This is a genomic window from Corallococcus carmarthensis, assembly GCF_003611695.1.
Taxonomy (GTDB): Bacteria; Myxococcota; Myxococcia; order Myxococcales; family Myxococcaceae; genus Corallococcus; species Corallococcus carmarthensis.
Genome location: NZ_RAWE01000103.1, coordinates 16,137 through 32,430 on the forward strand (window position 1 = coordinate 16,137; position 16,294 = coordinate 32,430).

Annotated in this window: 15 protein-coding genes and 1 pseudogene; 12 read left to right on the top strand and 4 right to left on the bottom strand. The window is 71.5% G+C overall.

Translation table 11 applies throughout. The features are described 5' to 3' along the window. Window positions 1-67 precede the first annotated feature (67 nt). The 3 genes from D7X32_RS25020 (at window position 68) to D7X32_RS25030 (ending at window position 2,870) form a co-directional block, all read left to right on the top strand. Entirely contained in the window at window positions 68-793 is a 726-nt protein-coding gene (locus D7X32_RS25020; protein WP_120605085.1) for a GTP-binding protein, read from the top strand. Further along, window positions 790-2,286 (top strand): ATP-binding protein, encoded by a 1,497-nt coding sequence (locus D7X32_RS25025; RefSeq protein WP_120605086.1) that lies wholly within the window; start codon window positions 790-792, stop codon window positions 2,284-2,286. The genes D7X32_RS25020 and D7X32_RS25025 overlap by 4 nt, the downstream gene beginning before the upstream one ends. Window positions 2,287-2,516: 230 nt before the next feature. After that, window positions 2,517-2,870 carry an SH3 domain-containing protein gene (locus D7X32_RS25030; protein WP_120605087.1) on the top strand — a complete coding sequence of 118 codons (354 nt, stop codon included), beginning with the start codon at window positions 2,517-2,519 and terminating at the stop codon, window positions 2,868-2,870. 10 nt (window positions 2,871-2,880) lie between these two features. Here D7X32_RS25030 and D7X32_RS25035 read toward each other — a convergent pair whose 3' ends face one another. Further along, a complete protein-coding gene (locus D7X32_RS25035) occupies window positions 2,881-4,224 on the bottom strand; it encodes an MgtC/SapB family protein (RefSeq protein ID WP_120605088.1) in 1,344 nt (447 codons plus the stop codon). Window positions 4,225-4,305: 81 nt separating this feature from the next. After that, window positions 4,306-5,442 (bottom strand): aquaporin, encoded by a 1,137-nt coding sequence (locus tag D7X32_RS25040; protein WP_341868156.1) that lies wholly within the window; start codon window positions 5,440-5,442, stop codon window positions 4,306-4,308. A 118-nt stretch (window positions 5,443-5,560) separates the two neighbouring features. On the opposite strand from D7X32_RS25040, the gene thiL reads away from it, so the two are divergent. The 9 genes and pseudogenes from thiL (at window position 5,561) to larC (ending at window position 13,720) form a co-directional block, all read left to right on the top strand. Further along, window positions 5,561-6,523, top strand: a complete 963-nt coding sequence (gene thiL, locus D7X32_RS25045) for a thiamine-phosphate kinase (RefSeq protein ID WP_120605090.1) — start codon at window positions 5,561-5,563, stop codon at window positions 6,521-6,523. A 64-nt stretch (window positions 6,524-6,587) separates the two neighbouring features. After that, window positions 6,588-7,961 carry a methyl-accepting chemotaxis protein gene (locus D7X32_RS25050; protein WP_120605091.1) on the top strand — a complete coding sequence of 458 codons (1,374 nt, stop codon included), beginning with the start codon at window positions 6,588-6,590 and terminating at the stop codon, window positions 7,959-7,961. A 49-nt stretch (window positions 7,962-8,010) separates the two neighbouring features. Continuing rightward, window positions 8,011-8,433 carry a chemotaxis protein CheW gene (locus D7X32_RS25055; protein ID WP_120537920.1) on the top strand — a complete coding sequence of 141 codons (423 nt, stop codon included), beginning with the start codon at window positions 8,011-8,013 and terminating at the stop codon, window positions 8,431-8,433. Window positions 8,434-8,504: 71 nt separating this feature from the next. Continuing rightward, on the top strand, window positions 8,505-8,873 hold the full coding sequence (locus D7X32_RS25060; protein ID WP_014400067.1) for a response regulator: 369 nt from the start codon (window positions 8,505-8,507) through the stop codon (window positions 8,871-8,873). Window positions 8,874-8,951: 78 nt separating this feature from the next. Next, window positions 8,952-9,173 (top strand): annotated as a pseudogene (locus tag D7X32_RS47955) (Hpt domain-containing protein); the annotation flags it as partial. A gap of 226 nt (window positions 9,174-9,399) precedes the next feature. Continuing rightward, window positions 9,400-11,151 carry a chemotaxis protein CheW gene (locus D7X32_RS25065; RefSeq protein WP_439329020.1) on the top strand — a complete coding sequence of 584 codons (1,752 nt, stop codon included), beginning with the start codon at window positions 9,400-9,402 and terminating at the stop codon, window positions 11,149-11,151. Continuing rightward, window positions 11,148-11,738 carry a chemotaxis protein CheC gene (locus D7X32_RS25070; protein WP_120605092.1) on the top strand — a complete coding sequence of 197 codons (591 nt, stop codon included), beginning with the start codon at window positions 11,148-11,150 and terminating at the stop codon, window positions 11,736-11,738. The genes D7X32_RS25065 and D7X32_RS25070 overlap by 4 nt, the downstream gene beginning before the upstream one ends. Before the next feature lie 56 nt (window positions 11,739-11,794). Then, window positions 11,795-12,547: a nickel pincer cofactor biosynthesis protein LarB gene (gene larB, locus D7X32_RS25075; protein ID WP_120605093.1), complete on the top strand. Its 753-nt coding sequence runs from the start codon at window positions 11,795-11,797 to the stop codon at window positions 12,545-12,547. 6 nt (window positions 12,548-12,553) lie between these two features. After that, the gene (larC, locus tag D7X32_RS25080; RefSeq protein ID WP_120605094.1) at window positions 12,554-13,720 is read left to right on the top strand and encodes a nickel pincer cofactor biosynthesis protein LarC; all 1,167 of its coding nucleotides are present in this window, start codon (window positions 12,554-12,556) and stop codon (window positions 13,718-13,720) included. Window positions 13,721-13,735: 15 nt separating this feature from the next. On the opposite strand, the gene D7X32_RS25085 is transcribed toward larC, so the two are convergent. Together D7X32_RS25085 and D7X32_RS25090 are read right to left on the bottom strand one after the other, a co-directional pair. After that, the gene (locus tag D7X32_RS25085; RefSeq protein ID WP_244239164.1) at window positions 13,736-14,503 is read right to left on the bottom strand and encodes a VOC family protein; all 768 of its coding nucleotides are present in this window, start codon (window positions 14,501-14,503) and stop codon (window positions 13,736-13,738) included. 110 nt (window positions 14,504-14,613) lie between these two features. Next, window positions 14,614-16,294 (bottom strand): DUF6311 domain-containing protein (locus D7X32_RS25090; protein ID WP_341868157.1); only part of this gene is annotated, 1,681 nt, incomplete at its 5' end.

The following is a 16,294-nucleotide window of genomic DNA, read 5'->3' on the forward strand; positions in this document are numbered from 1 at the left end:
TCCGCGCGGGACGTGAGGCCATTATAAAACCCCTGTCCGGGTCCCCCTCGGTCCGAGTTCTAGCGCCTTGCAACTCAACCACGCCCAGCGCGAGCTGACGCTCAAGATCGTCTATTACGGCCCCGGGTTGAGCGGGAAGACGACGAACTTGCGCAAGCTGCACGCCCGGGCGCGGCCAGACGTGCGAGGGCGCCTCCTGTCGGTCGACACCCACGACGACCGGACGCTCTTCTTCGATCTGCTGCCCGTCTTCTTCTCCACCTCCACGGGCTTCAAGGTGAAGGTGAAGCTCTTCACGGTGCCCGGCCAGGTCATCCACAACGCCACGCGGCGGGTGGTGCTCCAGGGGGCGGACGCGGTGGTCTTCATCGCGGACAGCCGCCGCAACGCGTCCCAGGAGAACAACAACTACTGGCGCAACCTCCAGGAGAACCTGCGGGAGATGGAGCTGGACCCCACGCAGGTGCCGGTGGTCATCCAGTTCAACAAGCGCGACCTGCCCGACAGCCTGACGGACGCGGAGCTGGCGGAGGTGCAGCGCCGGGGCAGCCAGCCGGTGGTGGGCTCCGTGGCCGTGCGAGGCGAGGGCGTGGTGGAGACCTTCCACGCCGTGGTGCAGACGGCCTGGCGCGCGCTGGAAGGCCGGGCGCAGCTGTCGCGCAACGTGGGCCTGAGCGAGGAAGAGTTCCTGGGGCAGATCTTCCGCCACATCGACCTGAGCGGCACGGCGTTGGAGGGGCGGTACGGGCCCGGCTCCCTGCCTGGCGGCAGGGAGAGCGGGAGGGCGCCATGAGCGCCGCGTCAGGCGGAGGACCCCGGAACACCAAGAGCGCGCCCCGGCGCGAGTCCGCGCTCCAGCGGCGGTTGTCGCTCGGGGACCTGTTGGATCTGCCGTCCTTCACGGAGGTGGTGAAGGGCTTCAGCGACCTGTACCGCGTGGGCATCAAGGTGCTGGACACGCGCGGCAACAAGCTGGCGGACGTGAAGGTGGGCCACGGCGACTTCTGCGCCTACGTCTTCTCCTTCCCGGACGGCCGCCACGCGTGCACCGCCATGGTGGGCCGGGTGAAGGACGGCCCCGTGCTGCCGGAGGCCGGCGGGCGCGTGGCGGACGGCGACGTCTCCGAAGCCGCGGGCCTCATCGCGCTCACCTGCTTCACCGGCCTGCGCTACGTGGTGATGCCGGTGCGCTGGGACGGCGACCTCCTGGGCCGGGTCATCCTGGGGCCCTTCACGCCGGAGGAGCTGACGGACTTCCCGGAGACGCTCACCGGCATCCAGGGACTGGACCTGGAGCGCGCGCAGGAGCTGCTGGGCCGCGTGCGCCGCGTGCCGGAGCGCACCGCCGCGCAGGTGCTGGGCCACTTCGGGCAGATGCTGGGGGCGCTCGTCGCCAGCGGGCAGAAGGCATACCTGGCCACGCACCTGCATCTGGAGTCCACGCTGGAGGTGCACCGCGAGCTGGAGGCGCAGAACGCGCGGCTGCTCCAGGCGAACGCGCGGCTCAAGGAGCTGGACCGGCTGAAGTCCACCTTCCTGGGCACGGTGAGCCACGAGCTGCGCACGCCGCTCGCGTCCATCCTGGGCTACTCGGAGATGATGGCGGAGGGGCTGGCGGGGCCGCTCAACCCGGAGCAGCTCCAGTATGTGCGCACCATCGTGGAGAAGGGCGAGACGCTCCTCTCGATGATCTCCTCGCTGCTGGACCTGAGCCAGATTGAAGCCGGCCGCCTGCGGCTGTCCATGGCGCCGGTGGACCCCGGCTACATCATCCAGACGGCGGTCTCCAGCGTGCTGCCGCAGGCGCAGCGCAAGGGCCTGGAGCTGGAGGTGCGGCTGCCGCACACGCCGCAGCCCCGGCTCGCGGGTGATTTGGACAAGCTGCGCCAGGTGGTGGTGAACCTGCTGGCCAACGCGGTGAAGTTCACGCCCGCGGGTGGACGGGTGAAGGTGACGCTGTCGGACGCGGCGATGCAGCAGGAGCTGGGCGTGCCCGGCTACCGCATCAGCGTGGAGGACACCGGCGTGGGCATCCGCGCCGAGGAGTTCGAGCGCATCTTCCAGAGCTTCTACCAGGTGGACGGCAGCTCCACGCGCGAGTTCGGCGGCGCGGGGCTGGGCCTGGCCATCGTGAAGAGCCTGGTGGAGGGCCACGGCGGCCGGGTGCGCGTGGAGAGCGAGTTCGGCCATGGCTCGCGCTTCATCGTCCAGCTGCCGCTGCACCCGCCCATGCAGGAGCGCGGAATGACGGCCGCGCCGCCCATGCCGGAGCCGGACCGCTTCTAAAGGCAGACAGCCGGTTGCCGCGGCGCGTGGGTGCGGTGCGTTGACGCATCGCGCCCGCGTCCGCATGCCCCGCGCTTGTCCTTTCGTCCCACGGCGCGCCGGCTACGGAGCCAGCGGATGAATGGATTTATCCCCCGGGATTAATTGTTTATACTGCTTAGTCTTGATTTCGAATCAAACGTGTATAATCTGTTTTTCGTAGTCCAACCCCCCTGACATTGGAGTTGCCCATGAAGACGTCTTCGATCCGCGCGTTCGGCGTGGCTGCGTTCGCCATCACCGGTCTGCTGGTGGGCTGTGGTGGCGCGCCGGAGGACATGGAGGCGCAGCAGAATGACAACACGCAGGTGAGCGCTCCCGCCCAGGAGGAGAACAACGACCGCCCGGTGCATGCGAAGTACTTCCGCTGGGTGTGCGCCGCGAACACCGTGGGCCTGCGCTACTCGCCGGGCGGCGCCGTGTTCGCGCAGATCAACTACGGCGAGGGCGTGGAGGTGTACAGCCGCGACGGCAACTGGATGTACGTGCAGCGCCTGTCCAACGGCCAGTGGGGCTGGACGGACGCGACCTACTTCTGCGTCTGAGTCACGCTGGCTAGTCCGCGTGGGGCTGTCCGGGGGCGTGGGGCTTGAACAGGCCCGCGCCTCCGGCGTCCGCGGGCACGAACGTGGGCAGGCGCGTCTGCACGAACGCGCCCATGAGCCCCAGCAGCATCACGACGCCCAGCGCCCGGCCCAGCCGCAGCGTGAGCGAGCGCTGCTCGGAGACGCGTGCCACGAGGATGAAGTTGATGGCGGCGCTGGCGAGCGACGCGATGATGGCGCCCACCCCGGCCGTCGTGGGGGAGATGGTGCCATTGGCGCACAGCGACGCGGCGGAGGCCACGGCGGACGCGCTGGACACCAGGCCGCCCAAGGCGCTCACCGCGTAGAAGCCCCAGCGGCCCAACAGCGTCTGGCCCACGGTGCCCACCACCTGGAGCGCCAGGAAGATGAGGCCGAACTTCAGCGCGGACGGCAGCGAGAAGGGCGACTTGAGGGGCAGGGCGGGCGGCTCGGCGCCGGGCGCGGCCTCCGTGCGCGAGCGCATCAGCGCCAGGCCCGTGCTGGACAGGAGGATGAGGACCAGCGGGATGGCGGAGTCCACCAGCGCGCGGAAGGAGAGCAGCCCCAGCAGCACGGCGTTGCGCAGCGCCATGGCGGCGGTGGCCAGCATCACGCCCCGGTACGCCACGTCGAGCAGGCGCCCGGACGTCTCCCGCACGCGGTTGGCCAGCTCCGCCACGGTGACGGTGCTGTTGACGAGTCCGCCCAGGAACCCGGTGACCTCCACGCCGTGCGTGCCGAACACCTTCCACAGGAGGTAGTTCACGAAGCCGATGGCCGCGATGAGGATGACGGTCACCCACGCGGCGCGCGGCTCGATGAGGCCCCACGGGTCCACCGGCTGCGCGGGCAGCACCGGGTAGATGGCGAAGGCGAGGATGGCCAGCAGGATGGCGCTTCGCAGCTCCTCGGCGGTGATTTTATGGCTGAAGGTGGCCAGCCGCTCCTTCCACGCGAGCAGGCCCGCCGTCGTCACGCCCACCGCGGCGGGCGTGACGGTGTGGCCCAGGCCGCAGAGCACGCCGGTGAAGCCCGTGACGAGCAGCGCGGCGGACGTGGTCAGCTCCGCGCCGCCGTTGGCGCGCAGGGACTGCCAGTTGAGGAAGCACAGGAGCACGCCCAGCAGCGCGAGGCTGAGCAGCGCGAAGTTCGGACCCAGCAGGCCGCCCATGCCGCCCAGGAGCGCCGCGAAGCCGAACGTGCGCAGGCCGGCCTCCTTGCCGCGCCACTCGCGCTCCAACCCGACGAACAGGCCCACCGCGAGCGCGAGCGTCAGGCGCATCAGCGTCTGCAGTGGCGGCCAGGAGACGACGGGGGGAAGACCTTCCATCATGCGAATCCCTCTCTTGAACTGTCATGCTCGCCTGTCGCCCTGACGTCAACGGCGCACCCCGTCACGCGGAGGCGGTCCGGGTCAGGTGAGGGCGCGGGGGCCTTCAGGCGTGGGGCCGCCGCTCACGACGTGCAGCCGCTCCCAGCCCCGTCGCGCGAGGAGCTGGTGCAGCTTGGGCCGCAGCGCCGCCTGCAGCGCCTTCGCGCCCGCCTCGTCCAGCAGCGACAGCGCGGGCAGTGACCAGCGCTCGCGCACGCGCGCGTCCATGCCCGGCGCCTGGCCCGCGACGTCGATGAGGACGTTGTGCGACGCGGGCACGCTCCGGTCGCGCGGCGGCGCGGCGCGCAGGTTCGCCTCCCGCATCAGCGCCGCCACCGCCACCGGCGGCCCGTCATCCAGGCCCGTGCCCGGAGGCGGCGACACCACCGCGCGGGCCCGGTCCGGGTGCGCCAGCGCGTTGAAGAGGGCGGCGGCCAGGTGCGCGGGGCCTGGCTCCGCGCACTCGAAGACGACGGTCTCCACGGCCGTGGCGGCGGGCCGTGGCGGCGGGCTGCCGAGCAACCACCGGAAGAGGAACACCGCCAGCGCCGCGCCCAGCAGCTGCGCCGCGATGAAGGACTCCACCTCCCACGGGCTCATCACCCCCACGTGGGCACTGGCCGCCCGCGCCAGCACCAGCGCGGGGTTCGCCAGCGAGCGCGAGTCCGTGAACCACACCGTCGCGGCCACGTAGCCCGCGATGGCCAGCGGCGTCGCCGACGGCCGCGTGCGCACGCAGCCGCGCACCACCACCAGCAACCCGAACGTGGCCACCATCTCCGTGAGGAACCGGGCCCCGTCCGCCGTGGGCGTCCTGGCGGTGAGCAGCAGCGGTTCGTTGCACATGCGGTGCGCGACGAGCCGCCCCACCAGGCTGCCGGACAGCTGCGCCAGCGCGTACAGGGGCACCTCGCGCCACGGCGTGCGGTCCCCCAGCGCGTCCGCGAAGGTGAGCGCGGGGTTCAGGTGCGCGCCCGACAACGGCCGGAGCACCCACAGCAGGCACGCCAGCACCGCGCCGCACGACAGGGACATGAAGAGGCGTCCCTCCGTGGCGCTCGCGCCCAGGTGCTCCGCGACGTGGTGCGAACCCTCCAGCGCCACCACCACCAGCCCACACCCCAGCGCTTCCGTCACCAGCCGGCGGCGCAGGTCCATGGGTGTGGCGGAAGAGGGCACTGCTCAGTCCTATGCCTGGGAGGTCCGACACCGTCAACGCCATGGGGGCCGCTCCCGCCCGCCGGTTCGCTGGTCAGCATTGCGTCACCGGGCGCGGGCGTGGTCTCTCTCACCCTCCATGCCCGGCGAGTTCGACCTCATCCAACGCTTCCTCGCCTGCTTCCCGCGCGCGCGGGTGATGGTGGGCCCGGGGGACGATTGCGCCGTGCTCGCCCCGACGAAGGGCGCGCTGTGCGTCACCACCGACGCCGTGGTGGAGGACGTGCACTTCACCCGCGCGACGTTCTCCGCGGCGGACATCGGCCACAAGGCGCTCGCGGTGAACCTGTCGGACCTGGCCGCCATGGGCGCCACGCCGCGCTGGTTCGTGTGCGCGCTCGCGCTGCCCCGGGACTTCCCCGCCCGCGAGGTGTCCGCGCTGGGCCGGGGCATGGCCGCGCTCGCGAAGGCCCACCGCATCATGCTCGTGGGCGGCAACTTCACCTCCGCGCGCGAGGTGTCCGTCACCCTCACCGTCACCGGCGAGCTGTCCCACGCGCCCCTCACCCGCTCCGGGGCCCGGCCCGGGGACGCGCTCTATGTCTCCGGCACGCTGGGCGACGCGCGCCTGGGGCTCCAGCACCTCCAGGCCGGCGTCCGGCGGGGCGCGGCCGTGAAGCGCCAGCGCCGTCCCGAGCCCCGCATCGCCCTAGGCCGGCTGGCCGCGCGCTTCGCCTCCGCCGGCATGGACGTGTCGGATGGACTGGCCCAGGACCTGGGCCACCTGTGCGCCGCGTCCCGGGTGGGCGTGGAGCTGGAGCTGGACCGGCTGCCCCTGTCGCCCGCCGTGCGCGCGGCGCTGGGGCCGGAGGGTGCCCTGCGGGGAGGGGAGGACTATGAGCTGCTGCTCGCCGTCCCACCTTCACGCATGCAGGCGTTCGAGCGGGCGTGTGCTCGCGCCGGGCAGGCGGTGACGCGCATCGGGGGGCTCACCCGAGAGCGGAAGTTGCGGATTCGAGACACGGGAGGGCACCTTCTGACCCCTCCAGCGGGATTCGATCACTTCGCCCGGTCAAGCAGGCAGATCCGGCCGGATGATTGACCCGTACCGGACAGCAAGGCTAAACCCCTGGGCTGTTTTCCGCCCCTCCCGCTGAAAGCACTCCGTGCGCCGCCCCCTACGCGACGACCCCCCCTCTGGCCTCACCCCCCGACGCGAGCCGGTGCAGCGACTGCTGCGCGCCGTCGATGGCCCCAAGGCGGTCCGCGAGCAGTCCCTGCACCGGAAGATCACCACCGGCTACATCCTGCTGGGCCTGCTCCTGGGCACGTGGCTGCTCTGCACGGAGAGCCTCTTCGACGCGTCCTGGGGCCGCTGGAGCTTCCTCATCCGGGTGGGCGTGGGCGTGCTCATCACCTTCGGCGGCGCCGCGTTCCTGCCGTCGCTGCTGGCGCGCGTCACCCGCGTGAAGGTGCTCAGCCGCTCCGCCTTCGAAATCTCCCAGGGGGATTTGTCCAAGCCCGTGGCCGCGGAGGTGCACAGCACCCGCGACGAAATCGACGAGCTGACGGGCGCCATCTCCCGCATGCAGGAGAACCTGCGCGAGCTGGTGGGCAAGATTCAAGACACCGCCAAGAGCGTGGCGGACACCGCCATCGACCTGCAGCGGTCCGCGGAGAACGTCAACGGGTCCACGGAGGAAGTGGGCTCGTCCATGGAGAAGATCGCCAGCGGCGCGGAGACCCAGTCCCAGCTCGTGTCCCAGGCCTCCAAGGTCATCACGGAGATGGCCGGCAGCATCCAGCGCACGGCGGCCAGCGCCCTGGACGCGGCCCGCACGTCCGCGGAGACCAGCAGCAGCGCGGAGGACGGCTCCAAGGCGGCGCGGCTCGCGGGCGACAAGGTGAAGAAGGTCTTCAACCGCATCGAGTCCGCCAGCCAGCAGGTGTTCGCCTTCGGCGAGAAGACGCAGGAAATCTCCAAGATCGTCGACGCCATCACCCAGGTGGCGCAGCAGACGAACCTCCTGGCCCTCAACGCCACCATCGAGGCGGCGCGCGCGGGCGAGTACGGCCGCGGCTTCGCGGTGGTGGCGGATGAAGTGCGCAAGCTGGCGGAGAGCGCCGGCCGCTCCGCGGAGCAGATCTCCCGCCTGGCGCGCGACATCTCCGGCCAGTCCACCTCCGTCGTGAGCGCCATGAAGGAAGGCATCGCGGAGCTGGCGGAGGGCCGTGAGGACCTCACCGACATCATGCGCTCCATGGGGGCCATCACCGACACCGCGCGCAAGGGCGCGGAGAAGGTGACGCTCATCTCCGACAGCACCCGCGACCAGATGAAGGGCAGCGAGGAGATGGTGAAGGCCATCGAGGAGATCAAGCTCGTGGCGAAGAACAACGCCAGCTCCACGGAGGCCATCCAGGCCGTCATCCAGGAGCAGACGGCCGCGGTGTCGCGGATGACGTCACTGGCGAGCGAGCTGACCAACCTCTCCGTGGAGCTGCAGAGCGTGGTGCGCAGCTTCCGCCTGGGGCCCTGAAAGCCCCGTCCCCCGTCCCGAGCCGCTTTCCGGCACAAGGGCCTTCACCGTGCGGCACGTCATCTTCCGGGTCGAGAAGGAACGCTACGGGTTGCCCTTGTCGGCCGTCCGGGAGGTCGTCGTGCCCCCGGAGCGCTACACGCGGGTGCCCCGGGCCCCGTCCGCCATCACCGGGGTGATGAACCTGCGCGGCCGGGTGGTGACGGTGGTGGAGCTGCGGCAGCTCCTGCACCTGCCAGAAGGTCCCACGCCCCTGTGCCGCGTCGTGCTACTGGACCGGGGTCGCAGGGATTTGGGCCTCCTGGTGACGGATGTGGACGGAATCGAGGCGGTGGAGCGCGTGAGCGCGGCGCCGGGTAAGGTCATGCCCGCGGTACGCGGCGTTGCCCGCCTGGGCGGTCTGGGAGTGACCGTACTGGATCCGGAAGGACTTGATGCGGCGGTCGTTGCCTTGTTCACTCCCTCCAAGTGAGTAGCCCCCCGGAAACGGCCGGTGATAGGGTGCGCTCCCTCTAGGCCTGAAACGGAGGCGGAGTTCTTCACATGGCTAAGCGGGTGCTGGTCGTCGACGACGCCATCTTCATGCGCAACATGATCAAGGACATCTTTGCGTCTGGAGGGTTCGAGGTCGTCGGTGAGGCGGCCAACGGCCTGGAGGCCGTGGAGAAGTTCAAGGAGTTGAAGCCGGACCTCACGACGATGGACATCGTGATGCCCTTCAAGAGCGGAATTGAAGCGACGCGGGAAATCATCAAGGCCGACAGCAGCGCGGTCGTCATCATGTGTTCTGCGCTCGGGCAGGAGAGCCTGGTGATGGAGGCCATCGAGGCGGGCGCCTCGGACTTCATCGTCAAGCCGTTCCGGGCGGAGGACGTGCTGGCGGTCGTGAAGAAGGTGCTGGGCGAGGCCTGAGCGGCGCGAACAGGGGCCGCGCCCGCCCGGGTCGCGGTCCCGTCCGCCTGAAGGAGGTGCCGGGTCATGACGATGGACATGTCCCGGTACCTGGGCCTCTTCATCTCGGAGGCCACCGAGCACCTGGAGGCGCTCGGGCGGGACCTCGTGGCGCTGGAGCGCGAGGCCACCGCCAGCACCGTGGACTCGATGTTCCGGCACGCCCACTCGGTGAAGGGCATGGCGTCGTCCATGGGCTTCGAGCCCATCGCGATGCTGGCGCACCGGGTGGAGGACCTGGTGGACGCGGTGCGGCAGGACCGCAAGCTCCTGGACCGGGACCTGGTGGACCTGCTGCTCAACGCCGCGGACACGCTCACCGCCCAGGTGCGCGCCGTCGCGTCCAACCGCGAACCGGAGCAGGCGGAAGGGTTGCTCAAGCAGCTGGGCACCCGCGTGGAGTCGCTCACCGGCCACGCGGGTCGCGGCGGGTGCCTCGGGGGCCTCCGCGTCCAGCGGGGCCGGGCCTTCGACTCCAGAGGCCACGGTGCAGGGAGCGCCCGGCGCCAACGCCGCGGCCGGGACTTCCGCTCCGGGGGCTTCCGAACGGGCGACGACGTCCGCCCCCGTGACGGTGATGCCGCCGGCCACCCTGATGCCGCCGCGCGACCTGAGCGGTCCGGAGGCGCTCTATGGCGCCCCCGTCGCGCGGTCCCTGGCGGCGGTGCCGGACAACGACATTCCCGCCTCCGTTGCGGCGCTCGCCACGGGCCTCAAGGCCGTCACCAGCGTCGCGGACGGCAAGGCGGGCGCTCCCCGCTGGTCCGTGCGCCTGCGCATCTCCCCCACCTGCCAGGTGCCCGGCGTGCGCGCGTTCCTCGTGCACAAGCGGCTGTCCACCCTGGGCACGCTCGTGGACCTGCGGCCGCCCCTGGAGGAGCTCAAGGCCGGCCGCATCCCGGACGGCTACATCCAGGTGGACGTGGAGACCGGCGTGGGCGAGGCCGGCATCCAGACGGCCCTGCGCAACGTGGCCGAGGTGGAGGTCGTCTCCGTCGCGCCCTCCGTCCCGGAGCCGCCCGCCCTCCCCGTCGCCGTGCCCACGTCGGACGCCGCGCGGGCCAACGCCGACGCGGGCTCGCGCACGGTGCGCGTGCGCACGGAGCTGCTCGACTACTTCCTGGACACGGTGGGGGAGCTGATGCTCGCCACCGCGCGCCTGCGCGAAGTGGGCAAGGTGCTGCCGGAGAACACGCGCCCCGCGCTGGAGGAGGGCGTCTACCGGCTGCACACGCTGGTGAAGGACCTGCACGACAAGGTCATGAGCGCGCGCATGACGCCGCTGTCGCTCATCACCGACCGGCTGCCCCGCGCCGCGCGCGACCTCGCCCGCCGCAAGGAGCGCGAGGTGGAGCTGGTCATCACCGGCGCCGAAATCGAACTGGACCGCGCCATCCTCGACGAGCTGGCGGATCCGCTGCTGCACCTCTTGCGCAACTGCATCGACCACGGCCTGGAGTCCCCGGAGGAGCGGGCGGCCGCGAAGAAGGCCGCGCGCGGCCGGGTGACCGTCACGGTGCGCCGCGCGCGCGACCGCGTCATCATCGACATTGAGGACGACGGCCGGGGCATGGACCCCGCGAGGCTCAAGGCCTCGGCGCTCAAGCGCGGGCTCATCACCGAGGACGCCGCCCAGCGCCTGTCGGACCGTGACGCGTTCCTCCTGTCGTGCCTGCCGGGCGTCTCCACCGCCAAGGACATCACCGACATCTCCGGCCGCGGCGTGGGCATGGACGCGGTGAAGCGCGTGGTGGAGAGCGTGGGCGGCACGCTCGAAATCGACAGCGAGCGCGGCCGGGGCACGGTCTTCACGCTGCGCCTGCCGCTCACCGTCGCCGTGGTGCACCTGCTCCTGGTGGAGGTGGGCGAGGAAGTGTTCGGCCTGCCCATCGCCAAGGTGGTGGGCGCCACGGAGGCGGATCCGCAGGCCCTGAGCAAGAGCCGTGAAACGGCGCTCCTGCCCCACGGCAACGGCCTGTTGCCGGTGCATGCCCTGGAGGTGCTCCTGGGCGTGCCCGCGGCGCCGAAGCCCGGCTTCCGGCCCTTCGTGGTGATGGAGGGCGACGCCGGCACCGGCAAGGTGGCGCTGGCGGTGGATCGCCTCCTGGGGCAGGAGGAAGTCGTACTCAAACCCTTGTCCCGCCCCCTGGACTTGCTGCCGGGATTGTCCGGCGTGACCATCCTGGGCAGCGGTCGTCCCGTGTTCATCCTGGACGTCCCGAGGTTACTGACCGCGTGAGCCCCCCCCTGCCCAGTGACGCGCAGCTCGACGCCCTGCGCGAGGTGGCCAACATCGGCTGCGGACATGGCGCCAACGCCCTGGCCCGGCTGGTGGGTGGCCGCGTGGACCTGTCCGTCCCCGAGGTGCGCGTCACGGACGCTGCCCACGGCCCGGCCCTCTTCATGGATGAGGCCCCGGCCGTCGCCGTGCGCCTGGGCATGACGGGCGAGCTGCGCGGCGCGCTGGTGCTGACGCTGCCGTCCGTGGACGCGGAGGCGCTGGAGTCCGCGCTGGTGCGGGGCCACCCCGCGTCCCCCGAGGAGCGCGAGAGCGCCCTGGCCGAGGCCGCGAACATCCTCGCGAGCGCGTGCCTGTCCGCCATTGGACGGCTGACGGGCTGGCGGCTCTTGCCCTCCGTGCCCCACCTCCAGCGGGGCCCCGTGAGGCCGGTGCTGGCGGGCGTGCTGGGCGACGTGGAGCCGGGGCCGGGTGTGGTGCTGGCGGCGCGCTTCGCGGCCACGGGCCCCACGAACCTGGGCGGCCAGATGCTGCTGGTGCTGGAGCGCGGGAGCGCCCAGGCGCTGTTGTCCCGGCTGGGCCTCTAGTCCGCCGCCCGCCGTTCGCCTGGAGGACCGGGGGCGCCTGGGGTAGAGGGTCGCCCATGGACGAGAAGGCGCTCAGGGCCCTGCTGGGCCAGGTGAAGACGGGCAAGGTCAGCCTGGACGACGCGGTGGGCAAGCTGAAGGACCTGCCGTACGCGGAGCTGGGCTACGCGACGGTGGACACGCACCGCAACCTGCGGTTCGGCTTCCCGGAGGTGGTGCTGGGTGAGCCCAAGACGGTGGAGCAGCTGCTGGGCATCGTGGGCGCGCTCGCGGAGCGCAAGCAGACGGTGCTGGTGACGCGCCTCCAGCCGGACAAGGCGGAGGCCCTGGTGGCGCGCTTCCCCAAGGGCGAATACCACCCGGTGGCGCGCATCTTCCACATGCCCCAGCGCAAGGTGAAGGCCGGCCGCGTCGCCATCGTGACGGGCGGCACCAGCGACATCCCCGTGGCGGAGGAGGCGGCGCTCACCGCGCAGGCCATGGGCGCGGAGGTGCGGCGCGTCTACGACGTGGGCGTGGCGGGCATCCACCGGCTCCTGCGCCGGCGTGAAGAGATTCAGGAGTGCCACGTCGCCGTGGCGGTGGCGGGCATGGAGGGGGCGCTCGCGAGCGCGCTGGGCGGCCTCGTCGGCATCCCGGTGGTGGCGGTGCCCACGTCGGTGGGCTACGGCGCGAACCTGAAGGGCATCTCCGCGCTGCTCTCGATGGTGAACTCGTGCGCCTCCAACGTGGCCACGGTGAACATCGACAACGGGTTTGGCGGCGGCTTCTACGCGGCGCTCATCTCCCGCACCAAGGGCCGGAGCTGAAGCGCCATGCGACGCATCCTCTACCTGGAGCCCGTGGGCGGCATCGCCGGGGACATGTTCCTGGCGGCGGGCATCGACCTGGGCGTGTCGCCGGACGCGCTCGCGCAGGCCCTGTCCGGGCTCAACGTGCCGGGCTGGAAGCTGGCGGTGTCGCGCGCGGTGCGCCACGCCATCAGCGGCACGCACCTGGACGTGGTGCTGGACGCGAAGGAAGCGCACCCGCACCGCGCCTACGCGGACATCCGCCAGCTCATCGAAGCGGCGCCCACGCTGCCGGAGCGCGCGAAGGCGCGGGCCCTGGCGGTGTTCCGCGCCATCGGCGAGGCCGAGGCGAAGGTGCACGGCGTGTCCATTGACGCCATCCACTTCCATGAGGTGGGCGCGGTGGACTCCATCGTGGACATCTGCGGCGCCGCCGTGGTGCTGGAGCTCTTGGGCGACCCGGAGGTGCACGCCGCGCCGCCGCCGCTGGGCAGCGGCACCATCCGCGTGGCGCACGGCCAGATGCCCATCCCCGTGCCCGCGACGCTGGAGCTCTTGCGCGACGTGCCCGTGCGCTTCGAGGGCGTGGGCGAACTGACGACGCCCACGGGCGCGGCGCTGCTCAAGGTGCTGACGAAGATTGGCCACCCTCCGGACTTCATCGTGGAGAAGGTGGGCTACGGCGTGGGGACGAAGGACTTCCGCGACCGGCCCAACGTGCTGCGCGCGTCGCTGGGCCGCGTGGAGACGCAGGCCACCGAAGGGCTGTGGGTGGTGGAGGCGAACCTGGATGACGCCACGCCGCAGCTCTTGGCGCACCTGGTGGAGCGGCTCCTGGAGGTGGGCGCGAAGGACGCGTGGGTGGCCCCGGTGGTGATGAAGAAGGGCCGGCCGGCGCATCTGTTGGGCGCGCTGGTGGAGGGCGGCCTGCGCGAGGTGGTGGTGGACGTGCTCCTGCGTGAGTCCACGTCGCTGGGCGTGCGCTACCACCGGGTGGAGCGTCACGCGCTGGAGCGCGACTTCGTGGAGGTGGAGACGCCGTGGGGCAAGGTCCGCGTGAAGCGCGGCCTGCGCGACGGCCGGGTGCTCAACGCGCACCCGGAGTTCGACGACTGCGTCCGGCTGGCCCGGGCCGCGGGCGTGCCGGTGAAGCAGGTGATGGCCGCCGCGATGGCGGCCCTGACGCCCTGAGGTTCGGGACGAGACCTACGCCGGCCGCGCCAGGGTGATGACGCCGAACATCGCGCCGCCGGGGTCGGCGACGATGGCGATGCGGCCGTAGGGTGAATCGAACGGCTGCATGATGACCTTGCCGCCCTTGCGCGCGACGGTGGCCGCGGCCTCGTCGGTGTTGGCCACGGCGAAGGTGGTCATCCAGTGGGCCGGCACCTCGGCGGGCGTCTTGTCATCGAGCTGCATCACGCCGGCCGTCTCACGGCCGTCCTTCTTCAGGACCCAGTACTGCATCCGCTCATCCGGCATCTTGTCCGCCGTCATGCCGAAGAGGTCCTTGTAGAAGGCCACGGCCTTCGCGCCGTCGCGCGTCTTGGCCTCGTTCCAGGCCATGGCGCCGGGCTCGTTCACCAGGCCCGCTCCGTTGAACAGGTTCGGCTGCCAGAAGCCGAAGGCCGCGCCGGTGTTGTCCGTACAGAAGGCCATGCGCCCCGCGTCCATGACGTCCATGGGCTCCATCATCGCCTTGCCGCCCAGCTCCTTCAGACGGGCGACGGAGCGGTCCACGCTCTCCACGGCGAAGTAGGTGTTCCATGCCGGCGGGAACGGCGCGTCCTTGGGGATGGGCATCATCGCCGCCACGTGCTGGCCGTTCTTGCGGGCCATCGTGTAGTAGCCGTTCTCCTTGTTGCTGGGGTCGAACGTCCAGCCGAACAGCGCCCCGTAGAAGTCCTGGGCCTTCTCCAGGTCCCAGGCCGCCAGGTCCACCCAGGACACCGTCCCCGCAGCGTGCTTCGTCATCGCAGGCATTGTCGCTCCCCTCACGTGCGCTCCCGGCGGGAGGCCGGGGCTACCTGCAAGGTAACAGCGGAGCGGCAAGGGACTGAAAGGATTTTCAGTGTCGTCCCGCGTCAACGGCGGGGCTGACGCGCGAGCCCCTGCGCGAACGCATCCGTGTTGCTGGCCACCACGCACACCGGCAGGCTCTCCACGAGGCCGCAGTTGGCGCCCGCGTCGAGGAAGGGCTGCACGTGCGGCGGCAGCACCACGTACGCGGTGCTCGCGTCCAATCCGCCCGAAGGCAGTGGCGCGCGGCACTCCGCCGCCAGCGCCTCCGGCGTGCGCGACGCGTAGCCGCTGTTGAACGTGAGCTTCAGCCGGTACGCCTGATACGCCAGCGCGTTCACCAGCGGCTCGTCGTAGCGGCACACCCACTGCACCTGCGGCGGGAAGAGGGCCAGGTGTTGGTAGGAGCCCTTCAGCGCGTCCCAGTCCGCGGACTTCAGACGATGGAAGCGCACGGGCTTGAAGAGGGCGCTCTTCTCCTCGCGCACGTCGTACGCCTGCACCGCCAGCACCACCGCCAGCACGGCCACGGCGACGGCGGGGACACCGCGCCACAGGCGCACCACCAGCAGCACCGCGCCCACGACGAGCAGGTAGTGCAGGGGCCAGACGAAGCGGCCGGACGCGCGGAACGCGTTCGTCGCCTTGGTCAGCGGCGCGTACAGCGCGCCCAGCTCCGCCACCGGCCGGCCCAGCCACGTCACGTGCGACGACAGGGCGTAGACGGCCATGAGCAGGACGATGACCGCCGCGGGCAGCACCCGGCGCCAGTCCAGCGTGCGCGCTTCCCGCCGGCGCACCAGCAGGCTCACCCCGGCCAGCGCCCCGAGCAGCAGCGCTCCCGCGCCCAGGTAGCCGAAGCCCTCGCCCTGCCGGGCCGCGGCGGGCAGGTCCGGCAACAGGCGCGACCAACCCATGGGGTTCACCAGCGTGGCCAGGTCCGCGGAGAACTCTCCGAAGCCCTCCGCGCCCAGCCCGCTGCCGCCGAAGTAGCCGAAGAGGGCGAACAGCACGACGTCCAGCGCCGCGATGCCCGCGCACAGTGCCGCGACGCGCGCGGGGCCGAGTTTCCGGCTCCAGACGAGCCGCACCCCGAGCGTCAGCGTCAGCGGCATCAGCATGGCCACCCAGTACGGATGGGTGCCGGACGCGATGGCGTTGAAGAGGGCGGCGAGGCCCAGGCTCCGCGTCGCGGTGCGCGAGTCCGGGATGTCGCGCAGGTTGAGCCACAGCAGGGCCAGCAGCAGCCAGTGCGCGCACAGCGTGGGGTGGCTGAAGCGCGCCGCCATCACCGGCGACAGCGCCAGCAGCGTGCCACCCAGCGCCATGGGCACCGGACGCGGGGTCACCGTCTCCACCAGCCGCGCGCCGAAGTAGCCCATCAGCGCGTAGCACAGGGCCAGCCACGGCCCGGTGTACTGGAAGTCCACGGGCAACAGCGGTGAGAAGGGCTTGAGCAGCAGCGCCACCCACGGGTTGCCGTCCGTGAGCGCCACCGACGAGCCGTACGGGTAGAAGTGGTTGGGCGCCGCGCCCAGCGGCAGCGTCCAGTCCGCGTTGCGGAAGAAGAGCCAGCCGAAGATGTGCGCGGCCCAGTCCTCGCGCATCATCCAGTCGATGCGCGTGGGCGGCAGCACCGGCCCGCCGCCCACCCACAGGAACCAGGCCAGCCCTCCGAGCACCGCCAGTGCTCGCGCCACGACGAGCGCCCGGTGGGAGGTGGAAGGAGAGGGCGGGGGACTCGGG

Excerpts from the sequence above, each read along its gene's own strand:
- D7X32_RS25025 (WP_120605086.1), top strand. The coding sequence starts at position 790 with ATGAGCGCCGCGTCAGGCGGAGGACCCCGGAACACCAAGAGCGCGCCC.
- D7X32_RS25030 (WP_120605087.1), top strand. The coding sequence starts at position 2,517 with ATGAAGACGTCTTCGATCCGCGCGTTCGGCGTGGCTGCGTTCGCCATC.
- D7X32_RS25035 (WP_120605088.1), bottom strand. The coding sequence starts at position 4,224 with ATGATGGAAGGTCTTCCCCCCGTCGTCTCCTGGCCGCCACTGCAGACG.
- thiL (WP_120605090.1), top strand. The coding sequence starts at position 5,561 with ATGCCCGGCGAGTTCGACCTCATCCAACGCTTCCTCGCCTGCTTCCCG.
- D7X32_RS25060 (WP_014400067.1), top strand. The coding sequence starts at position 8,505 with ATGGCTAAGCGGGTGCTGGTCGTCGACGACGCCATCTTCATGCGCAAC.
- larB (WP_120605093.1), top strand. The coding sequence starts at position 11,795 with ATGGACGAGAAGGCGCTCAGGGCCCTGCTGGGCCAGGTGAAGACGGGC.
- larC (WP_120605094.1), top strand. The coding sequence starts at position 12,554 with ATGCGACGCATCCTCTACCTGGAGCCCGTGGGCGGCATCGCCGGGGAC.
- D7X32_RS25085 (WP_244239164.1), bottom strand. The coding sequence starts at position 14,503 with ATGACGAAGCACGCTGCGGGGACGGTGTCCTGGGTGGACCTGGCGGCC.